The sequence below is a fragment of the Streptomyces muensis genome (genome assembly GCF_021474425.1).
Lineage (GTDB): Bacteria > Actinomycetota > Actinomycetes > Streptomycetales > Streptomycetaceae > Streptomyces > Streptomyces muensis.
Map to the genome: position 1 here is coordinate 1 of NZ_JAKEIP010000208.1, position 14,862 is coordinate 14,862.

Here is a 14,862-nt window from a genome sequence, read left to right on the forward strand (position 1 = left end):
CTTCACACAGGCGCTGGCGGTGGCGCGGGCGCCGGGGCTGTTGAGCGTGTACCTGGGCGCGCGGGAGGTGTTGGAGCCGCTCGCGGCGGGGGTCGGCGGCTTCCGGTTCGGCTCGGGGCGGCCGCCGGCGCGGGCGAACAGGGCCTCGGTGCCGCTGACGAGGTTGTCGTGGACGCCATGGGCGTTGCCGGGGACGGGGATGCGGCGCATGGTGTCCGGCAGGTTCCGGTAGAAGCCGGGGAAGAAGCGGAAGCCGTGTTCGGCGGGGAGGTCGGCGCGGCCGCCGGTCGCCGTGCCCGGGACGGGCATCGAGCGGGCCTTGCCGCCGAGGGCGTCGTAGTACTCATAGACGGTGACGGCGTAGCCGCGTTCGGCGAGTTCGTGGGCGGCGCTCAGGCCGGAGACTCCGCCGCCGAGGACGGCGACGCGTTTGCCCGAGGCCGCTCTCGCGCCGCCTGCGGGCCATAAGGCGAGGGCGCCGGCCGCTCCCCCGACACCGGCCAGGAAGCGTCTGCGGGTATGGCCGGATCGTGTGTGCCCTGCCGGCTCCCGGGGCTCCTGTGCGTGTTCTGTTGTCATGATTCCCGGAGGGTAGGGAGGGGCTTCGAAGGTCGGAAGCCCGATTCCCGGCCACCCACAGCATCCTCACAACCACAAGGAGGCACAGATGCCCAGTGTGTTCGTCCAGGGCAGGCCCGTCGAGACGTATCCGCCGCTCGCGCCCGAGGCCCGGCGCGGGGCGGTGCGCAGGATCACCGAGACGGGTGAGGAGGTACTGCACAAGCCGTGCCGGGACGTGACCGAGTTCGGGCCCGATCTCGCCGCGCTCATCGACGACATGTTCCTGACCATGTACATCGCCGACGGAGCGGGACTCGCGGCGAACCAAGTCGGGGTCGATCTGCGGCTGTTCGTGTACGACTGCCCGGACGACGACGGGGTCCGGCACGTCGGGCACATCGTCAACCCGGTGCTGGAGCCGCTCGACGCCGGGGAGAGGAGGCTTCTCGACGAGGGAGAGGGCTGCCTCTCCGTCCCGGGCGCCGTGATGGCCGTACCGCGTCCGGACCGTGCCGTGGTGCGCGGGTTCGACAAGGACGGGCAGTCGATCACGATCGAGGGCACGGGGTACTTCGCCCGCTGCCTCGCGCACGAGACCGATCACTGCAACGGGCAGGTCTATCTGGACCGGCTCTCCCGGCGGGAGCGGAAGGACGCGCTGCGGCAGGTGGCGGACCGGCGGGAGGAGGTGTTCGCCCGCCGGGCCGCCAACGTCGAGGCGTTGAAGGGCTGATCAGGCCCTCGGTGCCACCTTGCTCAGCCCGTTGATGATCCGGTCCATCGCGTCGCCGCCCGTCGGGTCGGTGAGGTTGGCCAGGAGCTTCAGGGTGAACTTCATCAGGAGCGGGTGGGTCAGGCCGCGCTGGGCCGCGATCTTCATGACCTTCGGGTTGCCGATGAGCTTCACGAAGGCGCGGCCCAGCGTGTAGTAACCGCCGTAGGTGTCCTTCAGGACGCGCGGGTAGCGCTGGAGGGCCAGCTCGCGGCTCGCGGGCGTCGGGCGGGCGTGGGCCTGGACGATGACGTCGGCGGCGATCTGGCCGGACTCCATGGCGTAGGCGATGCCCTCGCCGTTGAAGGGGTTCACCAGGCCGCCGGCGTCGCCGACCAGCAGCAGGCCCTTGGTGTAGTGGGGCTGGCGGTTGAAGGCCATGGGCAGGGCGGCGCCGCGGATCGGGCCGGTCATGTTGTCCGGGGTGTAGCCCCAGTCCTCCGGCATGGAGGCACACCAGGCCTTCAGGACCTCGCGCCAGTCCAGCTCCTTGAAGGAGTCGGAGGTGTTCAGGACGCCCAGGCCGACGTTGGACGTGCCGTCGCCCATGCCGAAGATCCAGCCGTAGCCGGGGAGCAGGCGGTCCTCTCCCGGCCCGCGGCGGTCCCACAGCTCCAGCCAGGACTCCAGGTAGTCGTCCTCGTGGCGGGGGCTTTCGAAGTACGTCCGTACGGCCACGCCCATCGGGCGGTCCTCGCGGCGGTGCAGGCCCATCGCCAGGGAGAGGCGGGTGGAGTTGCCGTCGGCGGCGACCACCAGCGGGGCGTGGAAGGTGACCTCGCGCTTGTCCTCGCCGAGCTTGGCGTGGACGCCGGTGATCCGGCCGGTGCGGTCGTCGACGATCGGGGCGCCGACGTTGCAGCGCTCGTAGAGGCGGGCGCCGGCCTTCTGGGCCTGGCGGGCGAGTTGCTCGTCGAAGTCGTCGCGCTTGCGGACGAGGCCGTAGTCCGGGAAGGAGGCGAGATCCGGCCAGTCCAGCTGGAGGCGCACGCCGCCGCCGATGATCCGCAGGCCCTTGTTGCGCAGCCAGCCGGCCTCCTCGGAGATGTCGATGCCCATGGCCACGAGCTGCTTGGTGGCGCGCGGGGTGAGTCCGTCGCCGCAGACCTTCTCGCGCGGGAACACGGTCTTCTCCAGCAGGAGTACGTCGAGTCCGGCCTTGGCGAGGTAGTAGGCGGTGGTGGAGCCGGCTGGCCCCGCGCCGACGACGATCACATCGGCGGTGTTTTCGGAGAGGGGCTCGGTCACGGCGGGATCTCCCCAAGTTCGAAATCTGCGTGCCGACCGGCACTGGACATGGGCAGTCTATTCAGCAGAATTGATCACCGGCTGAAGGGCTGCCCCGTGAACCGAGCTCTCCCCGTAGTACGGCTGCGCGTGCCCACCGACGAGGACGCGGTCGCCTGGCACCGGATCTTCGACGACCCTGAGGTCATGGAGTTCCACGGCGGCAAGGCCAGGGACCTGTCCGTCTACGAGGAACTCACCGCCCGCCAGCGCCGGCACGACGCCGAGCGGGGTTTCTGTCTGTGGACCATGCTGGACGACGCCGCGCAGGTCATCGGCTTCACCGGCGCCCAGCCGTGGCCGCAGGACTGGGGTCCGAAGGGCGAGATCGAGATCGGCTGGCGGCTCGGGCGGGAGTACTGGGGCCAGGGGTACGCGACCGCGGCGGCGCTGATGACCCTGGAGCGGCTGAGGGCGGCCGGGGTGGAGAGCGTGGTGGCGATGGTGCTGGCCGGCAACGAACGGTCGATCGCGGTGACCAGGCGGCTGGGCATGCGGCTGGAGAACGTCTTCGCGGAGCCGAAGTACCGGCAGGAGGCGCACCAGTACCGCCTCGACCTCTGATCACCGGAGACCGGCCGGAGAGATCACCCTGAGTAACCAACTGCTACAGATAGACACTTGACGCTTCCGGTCGGTACCCCCGGGCGGTTACCCTGCCAGTACCGCTGGGGGTGACATCTGTGCGCATAACACCCAAAAAGCCCGAGGTGCGAGTGCCGAGACTCGTCGGACTGATGGCCATGGACGCGCGCGAGGCAGCGAAGTCGCACGGCCTGCTCCTCAACGCACCGGACCGGCCCGACTTCCATCTCACCGTCGTCGACTACGTCGTACGCCAGTACCCCCAGCCCGGTGCCGAGGTGCCGCGGGAGTCGTCGGTCTACGTCTGGTTCGACTTCGGCGAGGGGGAGGGCGGCGGGGGCGTACGCGAGCCACGTATTCCGCGGCCGCCGTCGGGCGGGCTGCAGCGTGAACTCGACCAGCCCGAGGACCCGTACCCGGTCGTCAGCTCTGCTTGAAACCCCGGTGCAGGGCCACGACCCCGCCCGTCAGGTTGCGCCAGGCCACCTTGGACCAGCCGGCCTTGCGCAGGTGCTCGGCGAGGGCCGGCTGGTCGGGCCAGGCCCGGATGGACTCGGCGAGGTAGACGTAGGCGTCGGGGTTGGAGGACACCGCGCGGGCGACCGGGGGCAGGGCGCGCATCAGGTACTCGGTGTAGACCGTGCGGAAGGGCGCCCAGGTCGGGTGCGAGAACTCGCAGATCACGACCCGGCCGCCGGGCCGCGTCACCCGGTACATCTCGCGCAGGGCGGCGTCGAAGTCCTGGACGTTGCGCAGCCCGAAGGAGATCGTCACGGCGTCGAAGGTGTCGTCCTTGAACGGCAGTCTCGTCCCGTCGCCCGCCGTGAACGGCAGCCAGGTGTGCTTGCGCTTGCCGACCTGGAGCATCCCGAGGGAGAAGTCGCAGGGGACGACGTACGCGCCGGTCCGCGCGAAGGGCAGGGACGAGGTGCCCGTGCCGGCCGCCAGGTCGAGGACCTTCTGCGCGGGGCGGGCGTCGACCGCCTTCGCCACCTCCTTGCGCCAGACACGGTCCTGGCCGAGCGACAGCACGTCGTTGGTCAGGTCGTACCGTTCCGCCACGTCGTCGAACATCGAGGCGACTTCGTGCGGCTGCTTGTTCAGGGATGCCCGGGTCACAGGCCCATTGTGGCAGTACGGCCGTACGGCGTCGCAGCGTGGCCTCACGGGACGAGCCTGGGCCTCTTCCTCCCGGCCACGTCCTCCACCCATCCGCACAACAGGACGAACACCGCGATCAGGATCCAGCCGACGCCGAACATGAACCACTGGCTCTCCAGCGGCAGGTACGTCTCGAACGCGGGCACGTTCCAGAACCGGTCGATCAGCGGGACGGCGAGGATCAGGGCGATCTCGTGCCAGAGGTAGATCGTCACGGCGCGTGCGTTGAAGACCGTGACGAGGCGGTCGAGGCGGCGGAAGCGGGTCAGCCGGGCGAAGTCGATCCGGAAGTGGTCCTTCGCGTACATCAGGAGCGTGACGAATCCCGCCGACCAGAACGCCTGGGCCAGCGGGATGTCGTCCAGGTCGTAGGAGCCCGTCTCGGCCTGGTGCGTGAAGGCGTACCAGCCGCCGTAGGCGAGGGCCGCGAGCGAGAGGGCCGCCACGGCGGACGGCCTGAGGCGGCGCAGGACGCCGTCGCGGTGCGCGAAGCCGAGGATCCAGCAGAAGAGGAACGTGGCCAGGTCGGTGAGCGCGCTGCCGAGGCGGTTGTCCGGGGGCTCCCAGGCGAAGTGGAGGGCCAGGATCGGGCCGAGGGAGAGCAGCAGCACCGGGACGGGGGCCAGGCGGAACACCCTGAGCAGCAGCGGGGAGAGCAGGACGAACCAGAGGTACGTCCGCAGGTACCAGAGGATCTCCCAGGCCTGCTCGCCCCAGGCGTTGCCCGGCGGGTCGCCCAGCGGCACGATCCAGTAGACGATCTGCCAGCCGGGCATCCAGTCGTGGATCAGCATGGCCACGACCACGAAGACGCCCCAGAACCAGAACGGGGGCAGGAGGCGTCGCAGCCGGCCGCGGATCACCTTGAGCGCGGGGCGCTCCAGGGACTTGGCCATCAGCGTGCCGGCCAGGGCGAACATGACCCCCATCGAGGGGAAGACCATGCCGGCCCAGGCCCAGCCGAAGGTGTGGTAGGCGACGACTCTTACCAGGGCTACGGCGCGGAGGGTGTCGAAGTAGCGGTCCCTCGCAGGGGGGTCGGGGCGCGGGTCGAGGTCGGCCTCCCCGGGGTCCGTCGCAGCCGTACCCGGCGCTGCAGGCTGTGCCCACCCGTTCCGCCCTGCGGAACGACTGCCCACAGAGGTAGCGGACGCGGCAGCGGCGGGGACCGGTCCGCCCCTCCTGTGTGAACCCACCGTCAGCTCACCCCCGCCGCCGTCCCGACCTCGCCGGTTCGCTTCAGTTTCTGCCAGCGCAGGCGGCCGCCCGTCAGGGCGGTGATGCAGGAGTGGATGAGGACGAGGTACATCATCTGGCGGTAGGCGAGCTGCTGGAGCGGCATCATCAGCAGGTAGCGGTACTTCTCGCGGTCCAGGCGGAAGGCGTACGCCGCGCACAGCAGCTGCACGCCGAGCACGGCCAGCCAGGCCAGCAGCGCCGCCGTGAAGTCGACGAAGATCATCGAGTAGACGGTGAAGACGTCGATCAGCGGGGCGAACACCGGCGTGACGATCTGGAAGATCACGACGAGCGGCATGCCGACGCGGCCGAAGCGGCCCGAAGGGCCCTTGTCCGTCAGGGACCCGCGGTGCTTCCACAGGGCCTGCATGGTGCCGTAGGACCAGCGGTAGCGCTGCGACCACAGCTGCTTCAGGGAGCCCGGCGCCTCGGTCCACGCGCGCGCGTGCTCCTGGTAGACCACCCGCCAGCCCGCGCGGTGCATGGCGATGGTGATGTCGGTGTCCTCGGCGAGGGTGTCCTCGCTCATACCGCCGACCTCCAGGACCGCCTCGCGGCGGAACGCGCCGATCGCGCCGGGGATGGTGGGCATGCAGCGCAGCAGGTCGTACATACGGCGGTCCAGGTTGAAGCCCATCACGTACTCGATGTGCTGCCAGGCGCCGATGAGGGTGTTGCGGTTGCCGACCTTGGCGTTGCCGGCGACCGCGCCGACCTCGGGGTCGGCGAAGGGCTGCACCAGCTGCCGTACGGTGTCCGGCTCGAAGACCGTGTCGCCGTCCATCATCACGACGATGTCGTGACTGGCGCTGCGCACCCCGTTGTTGAGGGCGGCCGGTTTGCCCGCGTTCTCCTGGCGGATGACGCGGACGTTGGTCATACCGAGCGAGAAGGCCGCCTCGCGCGCGATCTCGGAGGTGCCGTCCGTCGAGCCGTCGTCCACGACGATGATCTCGATCGGATGGGTGCTCTTCGCCAGCGAAGCGAGGGTGTTGGCGATGCACTCCTTCTCGTTGTACGCCGGGACGATCACGCTCACCGGTCGATACACCGGCGGCCCCCAGCTGAAGCGGCGTTTGTTGCGCTGTCGGTAGTGGCGGCGGGCGAGGAGCAGCATCATGCCGAAGCGGCCCATGACGGCGACGCCGACGACCATGAGGCCGACCGACAGCACCGGCACCGCCCATTCGGCGACGGCCACGGCCCCGATCAGCGCCTTGCCCTCGTAGAGGGTCGCGCCGGTGGCCTCGCGGTGGGCGGCCTGGAGGTTCGAGGTCCCGGAACGCGCGCCACCAGCGGCGCCCGCACCGGCCTGCCCCGCGGGAGCCTCCTGACCGCCGGGCTGCGGACCACCCGCCTGAGCACCCGCGCCCGCCGACTGCCCGCCGCCCGCCGACTCCTCCTGCTGGATGGCGCCGCTGATCGTCGTGAAGGTGTAGCCCTTGGCCTGCATCTTCTCGATGTACTTCGGCAGGGCCTTGATCGTCTGCGAGCGCTCGCCGCCCGCGTCGTGGAAGAGGACGGACGCGCCCTCGTCGTCCTCCGGTGTCGCCCACTTGACGATCTTCGAGACGCCAGGCCGCTTCCAGTCGTCGCTGTCGGTGTCGACGAAGACGCTGGTGTAGCCGTCCTCGCCGAGCTTCTTGTAGACGGGCCAGCTGTAGTTGTCGATGGCGTCCGTCTCCGAGGAGTACGGCGCGCGGAACAGCGTCGTCGTGATGCCGGCCGCGCCCGCCAGCGCGAGCTGCGTCTGCTGCATCTCGCGGTTGACTCGGGCGTCGCTCTGGTAGGAGAGGTCGACGTGGGTGAAGGTGTGGATGCCCACCTCGTTGCCCTGTTCGACCATGTCGGCGACGATCGACGGGTAGCGCGAGACCATCGAGCCGACCACGAAGAACGTGGCGGGAATGTCGTACTTCTTCAGGATCGCCAGGACCTGTGGCGTCCAGGTGGGGTTCGGGCCGTCGTCGAAGGTGAGCGCGATCGTCTTGTCCGGTACGGACACGGTGGTGGCCTGGCCGCCGCGGAAGGTGAGGATCGGTCCGCCGTCGAGGACCTTGTCGGGGACCTTGCTGGAGCTGGCCCCGGTGCGCACCCGCTGGTCGCCGCCGACCTCGGCGCGCAGATAGCCGTCGAGCAGCATGACGCTGGTCAGCGCGAGCAGGAGCAGCAGAGCCAGGATGACCCGGGGCTTCTGGAGGGCCGCGGCCTTGCCCGCCACCCGCTCGATACGGGAGGGGGCTCGACGGCGGCGACGTGAGGGCGTCGTCGTGGGCATGAGTGGGCTGCGCTCCGGTCAGTCGGCGGTCGCGGCGGGCGATGCGGAGGTGGACGGGACGGGGGCGCCCGAGGGCGGCGCCGACGGGGTGCCGCCGGGCGGGGCGACCGGGTTGCCGACACCGCCCTGCGGCTGACCGCCCGGGCCTGCGCCGCCGGGGCCGCCCTGGCCGTTCGCGAAGGGCAGCAGCTCGGACGGGGTGAGCGAGGTGCCGATGCCCATGAAGGCCATGCCCAGCACGACCGCGTACCCGAGACAGGCGACGCCGACCAGGAGGCCGAGGCGACGCAGCAGCTTGGAGCGGCGTCCGGAGTTGTCAACGAACACGGGCCCCTCGGCGGAGGCCTTGCCGCGCCTGCGGCGACGGCCGCGCACGTCGGCCTGCTTGTCGATGGCAGTCTCGGATTGCATTCCCCGGACGTTACGGAGCCTTTATGTGACTCGAACTCGCGCTCTGTGTGAGAGGCATATGAGAAACACCCGAGCCTGTCTTTTGCCTGAGAGTTTTCCGCAACGGCCGCGAAGTGATGAGAGATTTGCGGGCATGCGAACGTACCTGGGGAAATCGGCGGCCGGACTCACCTGCATATGTGCGATGGCCGTCACGGGGTGCACAGCGGGCTCCGCCGACACCACGGACGCCGCGCCGCCGACATCCCGGCAGCCCTCCGCGTCGTCGGCCTCGGCGACCACGTCGTACGCGCCCTACGTCAGCGCCACCGACGCCTCCGACAACGACGCCGCCGGCTCCCCGGAGACGTACAACCTGGCCTTCGTCATCTCGGATGGCAGCGGCTGCACCCCCAAGTGGAACGGCACGACCGCCGTCACCGACTCGGCCACGAAGTCCCGTATCGCGAAGCTCACCCAGGACGGCGCCACCGTCCGGGTCTCCTTCGGCGGCGCCTCCGGCAAGGAGCTGGCGGCGAGTTGCGACAGCGCGTCCGAACTGGCGGCGGCGTACGGGAAGGCGCTGGACGCGGCCGGTTCAAGCCAGGCGGACTTCGACATCGAGGGCGACGAGCTGAGCGACTCCGACTCGGTGGACCTGCGGTCCGAGGCGATTGCGTTGTTGCAGGAGGAGCGGGGTGATCTGGAGGTGTCCTTCACGCTGCCGGTGATGCCGTCGGGGCTGGACGACGACGGCGTGGCGTTGCTGGAGTCCGCCAACGAGCATGACGTTCAGGTCTCCACCGTGAACATCATGACGATGAATTACGGGGAGTCGTACGGCGGGGACATGGGTGACTATGCCGTCACCTCGGCCGAGGCCGCGCATGCGCAGTTGAGGGGAGTTTTCGGGACGTCGGGCGCTGCCGCTTGGAAGGGGATGGCGTTGACGTCGATGCTCGGGGTGAATGACGTGGAGAACGAGACGTTCACGGTTGATGACGCGGTGCAGGTGCGGGAGTTCGCGGAGGGGAAGGGGGTGGGGTGGGTGTCGATGTGGGCGACGTTTCGGGACCGGCAGTGTGACGACGAGGTCTCTTCGGATGACGCCCTGACGAATTGCAGTGGAGTCGATCAGGAGGATGGGGCGTTTGGGGAGGCGTTTTCGGGGTGAGCTCGGGGGGGTCTGTGATTCGCGGGGTGCGGGAGCGTTGTGGTTGATCGCGCAGTTCCCCGCGCCCCTAAAGACGAGGGCGTTTTCCTACCGTCGGCGGTAGACGATTCGGCCTTCCGCCACCGTTGCCACGCACGTCGCCGCACCGCGCTCGGCCAGTTCTGTTTCGTCCCGTACGTCGAAGAAGGCGAAACGGGCGGCTGAGCCCTGCTCCCTCGGCTGCGCCAACTCCGCCGGCAGACCGCAGGCGTACGGATCGAGGGACGCGGGTCCGAGGGGCCTCCCGAGCCGGCCCACGATCCCCAGCCCCGAGCGGTGTACGGCGTCGCGTACCGCGCGGTTGCGCATCGACTCGCAGGCGGCCGCCACCGTGCCGTTCGCCAGCATCCGCTGAACCCCACGCCGGGCGCTCGCACCCCAGCGGGCGTCATCCATGGCGAGGGCCGCCAGCGCGTCGCCCGTCAGTGGCTCGGTGCCCAACTCGTCGGCCTCGCGCGGATCGGGGTGGTACGTCTCCTCCAGCAGCTCGGTGCCGTAGAGGTTGACGAATCCCGGCGTCAGAATGCCCGGCCACTCCCGCACCCGCGCCCGCGGATGCGCCGCGGCCAGATCCGCCAGCTGCCCCGCGTCCGCGATCCACGCGCCCTTCACGACGAGCGCGTGGCCTCTGGAGTCGGCGTGGATCGTCAGCACGGGCGGGTCAGTTGGAGGCGAGGAGCTTCAGCTCGGGGTGGGCGGTGCCGCCCTCGATCGCGGTCGAGGAGATGTGGGAGGCGACCCGCTCGTCGACGGGGTCGTTCGCCGGGTCGTCGTGCACGACGATGTGCTCGTACGTCGTCGTGCGCTGCGCCGGCACCCGGCCCGCCTTGCGGATCAGGTCGATGATCTCCAGCCGGTTGGAGCGGTGCTTGGCGCCGGCGCTGGAGACGACGTTCTCCTCCAGCATGATCGAGCCGAGGTCGTCGGCACCGTAGTGCAGCGACAGCTGGCCGATCTCCTTGCCGGTGGTCAGCCAGGAGCCCTGGATGTGCTGGATGTTGTCCATGAACAGCCGGGCGATGGCGATCATCCGCAGGTACTCGAAGATCGTGGCCTGTGTGCGGCCCTTCAGGTGGTTGTTCTCGGGCTGGTAGGTGTACGGGATGAAGGCGCGGAAGCCGCCCGTGCGGTCCTGGACGTCACGGATCATCCGCAGGTGCTCGATGCGCTCGGCGTTGGTCTCGCCGGTGCCCATGAGCATGGTCGACGTGGACTCGACGCCGAGGTTGTGCGCGGCCTCCATGATCTCCAGCCAGCGCTCGCCGCTCTCCTTCAGCGGGGCGATGGCCTTGCGGGGGCGGGCGGGCAGGAGTTCCGCTCCGGCGCCGGCGAAGGAGTCCAGGCCGGCCTCGTGGATCCGGGTGATGGCCTCCTCGACCGACACGCCGGAGATCCGGGCCATGTGCTCGACCTCGCTCGCCCCCAGGCTGTGGATGACGAGCTGGGGGAACTCCTTCTTGATGGCGGCGAAGTGCTTCTCGTAGTACTCGACGCCGTAGTCCGGGTGGTGGCCGCCCTGGAACATGATCTGGGTGCCGCCGAGCTCGACGGTCTCGGCGCAGCGCCGCAGGATGTCGTCGAGGTCGCGGGTCCAGCCCTTGGCCGTGTCCTTGGGGGCCGCGTAGAAGGCGCAGAACTTGCACGCCGTGACGCACACGTTCGTGTAGTTGATGTTGCGCTCGATGATGTACGTCGCGATGTGCTCGGTACCCGCGTACTTACGGCGGCGTACGGCGTCGGCCGCGGCGCCCAGCGCGTGCAGCGGGGCGTCACGGTAGAGGTCGAGCGCTTCCTCGGGGGTGATTCGCCCACCGGCGGCGGCACGGTCAAGCACGGACTGGAGGTCGGCCTTCTCGGTCACCGGGGCGTCCCTTTCGTAAGGGTTGTGGACGGACCGAACCAGCCTACGCCAGCCCTTTTACAAGGCTCACCTCAGGCCGCGTACGCCCCGATCAGCAGCCCCACGAACGCCCCGCCGAGCAGGAACGGCCCGAAGGGTATCGCCGTCTTGCGTCCGGCCCTGCGCAGCAGCACCAGCCCCCAGCCGTACAGCGCCCCGAACAGGAACCCGGCGAAGCTGCCGAGCATGACCGTCGACCAGCCGTACCAGCCCAGCGCCGCCCCCGCCCCGAGCGCCAGCTTCACATCGCCGAAGCCCATGCCGCCCGGGTTGACCAGGTACAGCACGTAGTAGCCGGCGCCGAGCGCGAGCGTGGCCCACAGGGCGGTCGGCCAGTCGCCGGCGTGCTCGGGGACGAGGGCGACCAGGCCGAGCAGGGCCGGGATGGCGAGCGCCAGTGTGAGAGTCAGCGGGTTGGGCAGCCGACGTACCCGGAAGTCGACGGCCGTCAGCAGGACGCCGACGGGCGCGAGCAGCAGCCAGACGCCCAGCTCGGGGCGGGTGTCGGTGGCGGCGGCGAGGGCGGCGCAGACGAGGGCGGTCGTGGTGGCCAGGACGGCGGTGCCGGGACCGTACGTCCCCGCGCCCTCGCACTCCCGGCACCGGGCCCGCCCGATCCAGCCCGCGATCGGATGCCCGGCCGGACACCGCTCCCGCCACTCCTGCCCCTCCGGCACGGAGAAGCGGTACGCGGCCCGGGGCAGCAGCGTCCCCGCCGCCGCACCCCAGAGCGCGGCGACGAGCGCCAGCAGGGCGGTGTCCATGGCGGGAGATCTTATGGACTCCCACCGACACCGTCGAAGGCGGCGTCGACGACGCACTCAGTAAGGCGCGATCAGTAAAGTGCCGCGAGCAAACAGTGATCGGCGTGACACGGGGGAAGGCAGCAGTGCGCACAACCATGGCAAACGGCATATCCAGGACCCGGCATCCATGGCGCACCCGCACCGCGCGCATGCTCCTCGCCCTCTGCGCCCTGGCAGCTCTCTTCGCGACTGCCACGGCCCCCGCCCGGGCGGCCACCGAGACCGCCGCCCAGGCCGCCCACCTCGCCGACCGCCTCCGCGCGAACCCGGTCCACATCACCGACCAACTCCCCCGCGAGGTACCGCGGTCCACGGCCCGCGCCTTCGCCGAGGTGGCCGAGCGGACCGGCGTACCGACGTACGTCCTCGTCCTCCCGAGCCTGAGCGCGGATCCGGGCCTGCTCGACGCGGTCCACGAGCGACTCGGCCGGGACGGGCTGTACGTGCTCGTCGACGAGTCGACGGTGACGGACGCCGTGGCGTACGGCGTCGACGTCCCCGCGGACGACGCCTCGACGGTCGCCCTGTACGAACTCCCCTACGACGCGGGCCCACTGCGCCGCTTCGAGCGCTTCGCCGAGGTCGTCGCGCAGGGCGGCGAGAAGGCGGCGGCGCGGGCGGAGGCGGCACGCGAGAAGTACGACGACGGCGCCGAGCCCGCCGACGCGTACATCGACGAGACCGACCGCGGCGAGCAGTCGTCCCTCACGGGCGTCCTGCTCGTCGCCGTACCGCTGCTGATCCTGCTGCTGGTTCCGTACGTACGACGGTGGTGGCTTCGCCTCCGGCAAGCCCCTGCGACCAAGGGGGCCGAGCGGGCCGAGCAGACCGAGCGGACCAGTCTCAGCAAGACCGGCAAACAGACCAAGCAGGCCAAGAAGGCCAAGAAGGGCAGGCAGGCCAAGGCCCCCGTCGTGCCGAAGGCCGGCCGCGCCCTGCGCTGGACCGTCGCGGTCCTGGCCCTCGCCTCCGCCGTCGCCGTCGTCGTGACCGCTCCCCTCGTCCACGGCCAGACCAGGACGAGCTGGTCGCCGCCGCCCCGGGCGATCGAGCTCAACGCCCGCCTCGACCGGGTGGCGGCGGGCCTCGCCGAGGACCCGGTGTATCAGGATCCGGAGAGTCCGCGGGTCCTGGACGCCGCCCAGCTGGACCGGCTCCACGACCGCATCCGTGCGTTCGCGCGCTCCGAGGGCGGCGGCCCGGTCTTCGTCTCGCTGGTCCCGCAGCTGATGGAGGACGAGTCCGGGGGCGACGAGGCGGCGTTCGCGGCGGCGGTCTACGACAAGGTGGGCGAGGATGGGGTGTACGTCGTCGCCGATCCGCTGCATGGCTCCATCGACGTCTTCAACCACGGGCTGCGGCTGGACGGTTACAGCCTCGCCTTCGACCTGCCGGAGTCCATCACGGCAGGCGACGCCCGTGCCGACGAGGCCGACGACCACCTGATGGGCAGCCGCCTCGCCGCTCTGATGACCGTCCTCGACAAGACGGAGCGCTCGGACGAGCCGACCACGGCCGACACCCCGTACCCGGTGACGGACGCCGTGCGCGAGGACGAGCTGGCCCCGCTCTTCGGCCCCGACTTCTGGTCGGCCCTGTTCCCGGGCGCCCTGGTGGCAGGCGCGGTCTTCGGGGTGGTGGCGGGCCTGCTGGGGATCGTGGGCAGGGTGCTGCGGCGCCGGAATGCGGGTCCGGCTGTGTGAGGGTGTGCTCTGCTGAGCCACATACGTATGGGGGGATGTTGTGAGCCAGGTGCTGTACGGCGAGCGGTCGTGGAATCCGCTGGCGCGGACTGTCGAGCTGACCGAGGAGCAGTTGCGGCGAGGTGGCCGGACGACGCCGCTGGGTGAGCTGAACCTCCCTGCCATGGCCGAGGCGTTCCGGCGCGGTCACTGGCTCGGGGGCGGCGGGGCGGAGCGCCCGTTTCAGCGGCTGCCGGAGGGGCCCGGGATCGTCCCGGTGACCCGTATCACCGGGACCGCCACGCCGGTGAAGGTACGGCAGGCCGCCGAGTTCGCCCGTGCGCTGGGCGAGTTGGCGGTACGGCGGTGCGGTGGGCCCGGGCAGGTGGCGGCGCTGGCGGACCGGGCCCGGGCCGAGGGCGTACCGCTGTGGATCGCGCGGCGGTTCGCGCCCGGCCCCGCCGGACCGATCGCCGTCGCCGTGGACCGGCGCCTGGTGCGCGTGGACGTCTGGGGGCCCGGGGCGCCCGTCGTCCGTATCCGGGCACCCCACGGATTCCGCCGCGACTCCCCGCAGCCGGCCAAGGGCCTGCGGCTGACCGTCGGCGACACGACCGCGCAGCTCAGCCTCGACAAGAAGCGGCGCAGGTCGAGGAGTTCCGTCGAGGTGCGGCTGCCCGGGCAGCGCTGGGTGCTGAAGCGGGAGGACGCGACGAGTTCGTGGCTGCTGCGCGACGAACGGCCCGTCGCCCTGCTGACCCGCCCCGCGCGCCGCCCGGTGCCGGAGCCGGGCTCGGTGCTGCTGCCCCTGTCCTTCGTGCGGTACGAGAGCCCCGACCCGCTGGACGCTGTCATGGCGCAGGTCTTCGCCGTCGCCTTCGGGCTCGGGGACACGACGGGCCTGGCGCGCTTCCGGCGCACCACGGCCTCGCTCGCCCGCTACCTGCTGCGCATGCAGCACCGCGCCACACCGTTCGGGCTGTTCGCC

General features: G+C 70.7%; 15 protein-coding genes. 6 read left to right on the forward strand and 9 right to left on the reverse strand.

From position 1 onward, the window contains the following. The coding region (locus tag L0P92_RS33115; RefSeq protein ID WP_234766755.1) for an FAD-dependent oxidoreductase at positions 1 to 579 on the reverse strand (579 nt) is incomplete at its 3' end. Between the two features lie 88 nt (positions 580 to 667). Here L0P92_RS33115 and def point away from each other — a divergent pair. Beyond that, positions 668 to 1,294 carry a peptide deformylase gene (gene def / locus L0P92_RS33120; RefSeq protein ID WP_234766756.1) on the forward strand — a complete coding sequence of 209 codons (627 nt, stop codon included), beginning with the start codon at positions 668 to 670 and terminating at the stop codon, positions 1,292 to 1,294. Here def and L0P92_RS33125 read toward each other — a convergent pair whose 3' ends face one another. Further along, entirely contained in the window at positions 1,295 to 2,581 is a 1,287-nt protein-coding gene (locus L0P92_RS33125; RefSeq protein ID WP_234766757.1) for a geranylgeranyl reductase family protein, read from the reverse strand. 96 nt (positions 2,582 to 2,677) lie between these two features. Here L0P92_RS33125 and L0P92_RS33130 point away from each other — a divergent pair, with 96 nt between their 5' ends. Together L0P92_RS33130 and L0P92_RS33135 are read left to right on the forward strand one after the other, a co-directional pair. Next, the gene (locus L0P92_RS33130; RefSeq protein WP_234766758.1) at positions 2,678 to 3,184 is read left to right on the forward strand and encodes a GNAT family N-acetyltransferase; all 507 of its coding nucleotides are present in this window, start codon (positions 2,678 to 2,680) and stop codon (positions 3,182 to 3,184) included. A 146-nt stretch (positions 3,185 to 3,330) separates the two neighbouring features. After that, positions 3,331 to 3,642 carry a PASTA domain-containing protein gene (locus tag L0P92_RS33135; protein ID WP_234766759.1) on the forward strand — a complete coding sequence of 104 codons (312 nt, stop codon included), beginning with the start codon at positions 3,331 to 3,333 and terminating at the stop codon, positions 3,640 to 3,642. Here L0P92_RS33135 and L0P92_RS33140 read toward each other — a convergent pair. The 4 genes from L0P92_RS33140 to L0P92_RS33155 are packed head-to-tail and all read right to left on the reverse strand — an operon-like array spanning position 3,629 to position 8,294. Further along, positions 3,629 to 4,324, reverse strand: a complete 696-nt coding sequence (locus L0P92_RS33140) for a demethylmenaquinone methyltransferase (RefSeq protein ID WP_234766760.1) — start codon at positions 4,322 to 4,324, stop codon at positions 3,629 to 3,631. The genes L0P92_RS33135 and L0P92_RS33140 overlap by 14 nt on opposite strands. 44 nt (positions 4,325 to 4,368) lie before the next feature. Then, positions 4,369 to 5,505: an acyltransferase family protein gene (locus tag L0P92_RS33145; RefSeq protein WP_372497368.1), complete on the reverse strand. Its 1,137-nt coding sequence runs from the start codon at positions 5,503 to 5,505 to the stop codon at positions 4,369 to 4,371. Between the two features lie 59 nt (positions 5,506 to 5,564). After that, positions 5,565 to 7,883, reverse strand: a complete 2,319-nt coding sequence (locus L0P92_RS33150; protein ID WP_234766761.1) for a bifunctional polysaccharide deacetylase/glycosyltransferase family 2 protein — start codon at positions 7,881 to 7,883, stop codon at positions 5,565 to 5,567. An 18-nt stretch (positions 7,884 to 7,901) separates the two neighbouring features. Beyond that, positions 7,902 to 8,294 carry a hypothetical protein gene (locus L0P92_RS33155; protein ID WP_234766762.1) on the reverse strand — a complete coding sequence of 131 codons (393 nt, stop codon included), beginning with the start codon at positions 8,292 to 8,294 and terminating at the stop codon, positions 7,902 to 7,904. A gap of 133 nt (positions 8,295 to 8,427) precedes the next feature. Between L0P92_RS33155 and L0P92_RS33160 the strand changes: the two genes are divergently transcribed. After that, on the forward strand, positions 8,428 to 9,447 hold the full coding sequence (locus tag L0P92_RS33160) for a chitinase (protein WP_234766763.1): 1,020 nt from the start codon (positions 8,428 to 8,430) through the stop codon (positions 9,445 to 9,447). Positions 9,448 to 9,534: 87 nt separating this feature from the next. Here L0P92_RS33160 and L0P92_RS33165 read toward each other — a convergent pair whose 3' ends face one another. The 3 genes from L0P92_RS33165 to L0P92_RS33175 all read right to left on the reverse strand — a co-directional run bounded on the left by L0P92_RS33165 (position 9,535) and on the right by L0P92_RS33175 (position 12,150). Continuing rightward, positions 9,535 to 10,140, reverse strand: a complete 606-nt coding sequence (locus L0P92_RS33165; RefSeq protein WP_234766764.1) for a hypothetical protein — start codon at positions 10,138 to 10,140, stop codon at positions 9,535 to 9,537. Between the two features lie 7 nt (positions 10,141 to 10,147). Beyond that, positions 10,148 to 11,347 (reverse strand): cyclic dehypoxanthinyl futalosine synthase, encoded by a 1,200-nt coding sequence (gene mqnC, locus L0P92_RS33170; protein ID WP_234766765.1) that lies wholly within the window; start codon positions 11,345 to 11,347, stop codon positions 10,148 to 10,150. A 71-nt stretch (positions 11,348 to 11,418) separates the two neighbouring features. After that, complete coding sequence (locus L0P92_RS33175) at positions 11,419 to 12,150, reverse strand: prepilin peptidase (protein ID WP_234766766.1); 732 nt, start codon at positions 12,148 to 12,150, stop codon at positions 11,419 to 11,421. Between the two features lie 137 nt (positions 12,151 to 12,287). On the opposite strand from L0P92_RS33175, the gene L0P92_RS33180 reads away from it, so the two are divergent. Together L0P92_RS33180 and L0P92_RS33185 are read left to right on the forward strand one after the other, a co-directional pair. After that, the gene (locus L0P92_RS33180; RefSeq protein ID WP_234766767.1) at positions 12,288 to 13,895 is read left to right on the forward strand and encodes a hypothetical protein; all 1,608 of its coding nucleotides are present in this window, start codon (positions 12,288 to 12,290) and stop codon (positions 13,893 to 13,895) included. A 40-nt stretch (positions 13,896 to 13,935) separates the two neighbouring features. Further along, positions 13,936 to 14,862: lantibiotic dehydratase (locus L0P92_RS33185; protein ID WP_234766768.1), on the forward strand; the 927-nt coding region annotated here is incomplete at its 3' end.

Excerpts from the sequence above, each read along its gene's own strand:
- L0P92_RS33160 (WP_234766763.1), top strand. The coding sequence starts at position 8,428 with ATGCGAACGTACCTGGGGAAATCGGCGGCCGGACTCACCTGCATATGT.
- L0P92_RS33155 (WP_234766762.1), bottom strand. The coding sequence starts at position 8,294 with ATGCAATCCGAGACTGCCATCGACAAGCAGGCCGACGTGCGCGGCCGT.
- L0P92_RS33180 (WP_234766767.1), top strand. The coding sequence starts at position 12,288 with ATGGCAAACGGCATATCCAGGACCCGGCATCCATGGCGCACCCGCACC.
- def (WP_234766756.1), top strand. The coding sequence starts at position 668 with ATGCCCAGTGTGTTCGTCCAGGGCAGGCCCGTCGAGACGTATCCGCCG.
- L0P92_RS33175 (WP_234766766.1), bottom strand. The coding sequence starts at position 12,150 with ATGGACACCGCCCTGCTGGCGCTCGTCGCCGCGCTCTGGGGTGCGGCG.
- L0P92_RS33150 (WP_234766761.1), bottom strand. The coding sequence starts at position 7,883 with ATGCCCACGACGACGCCCTCACGTCGCCGCCGTCGAGCCCCCTCCCGT.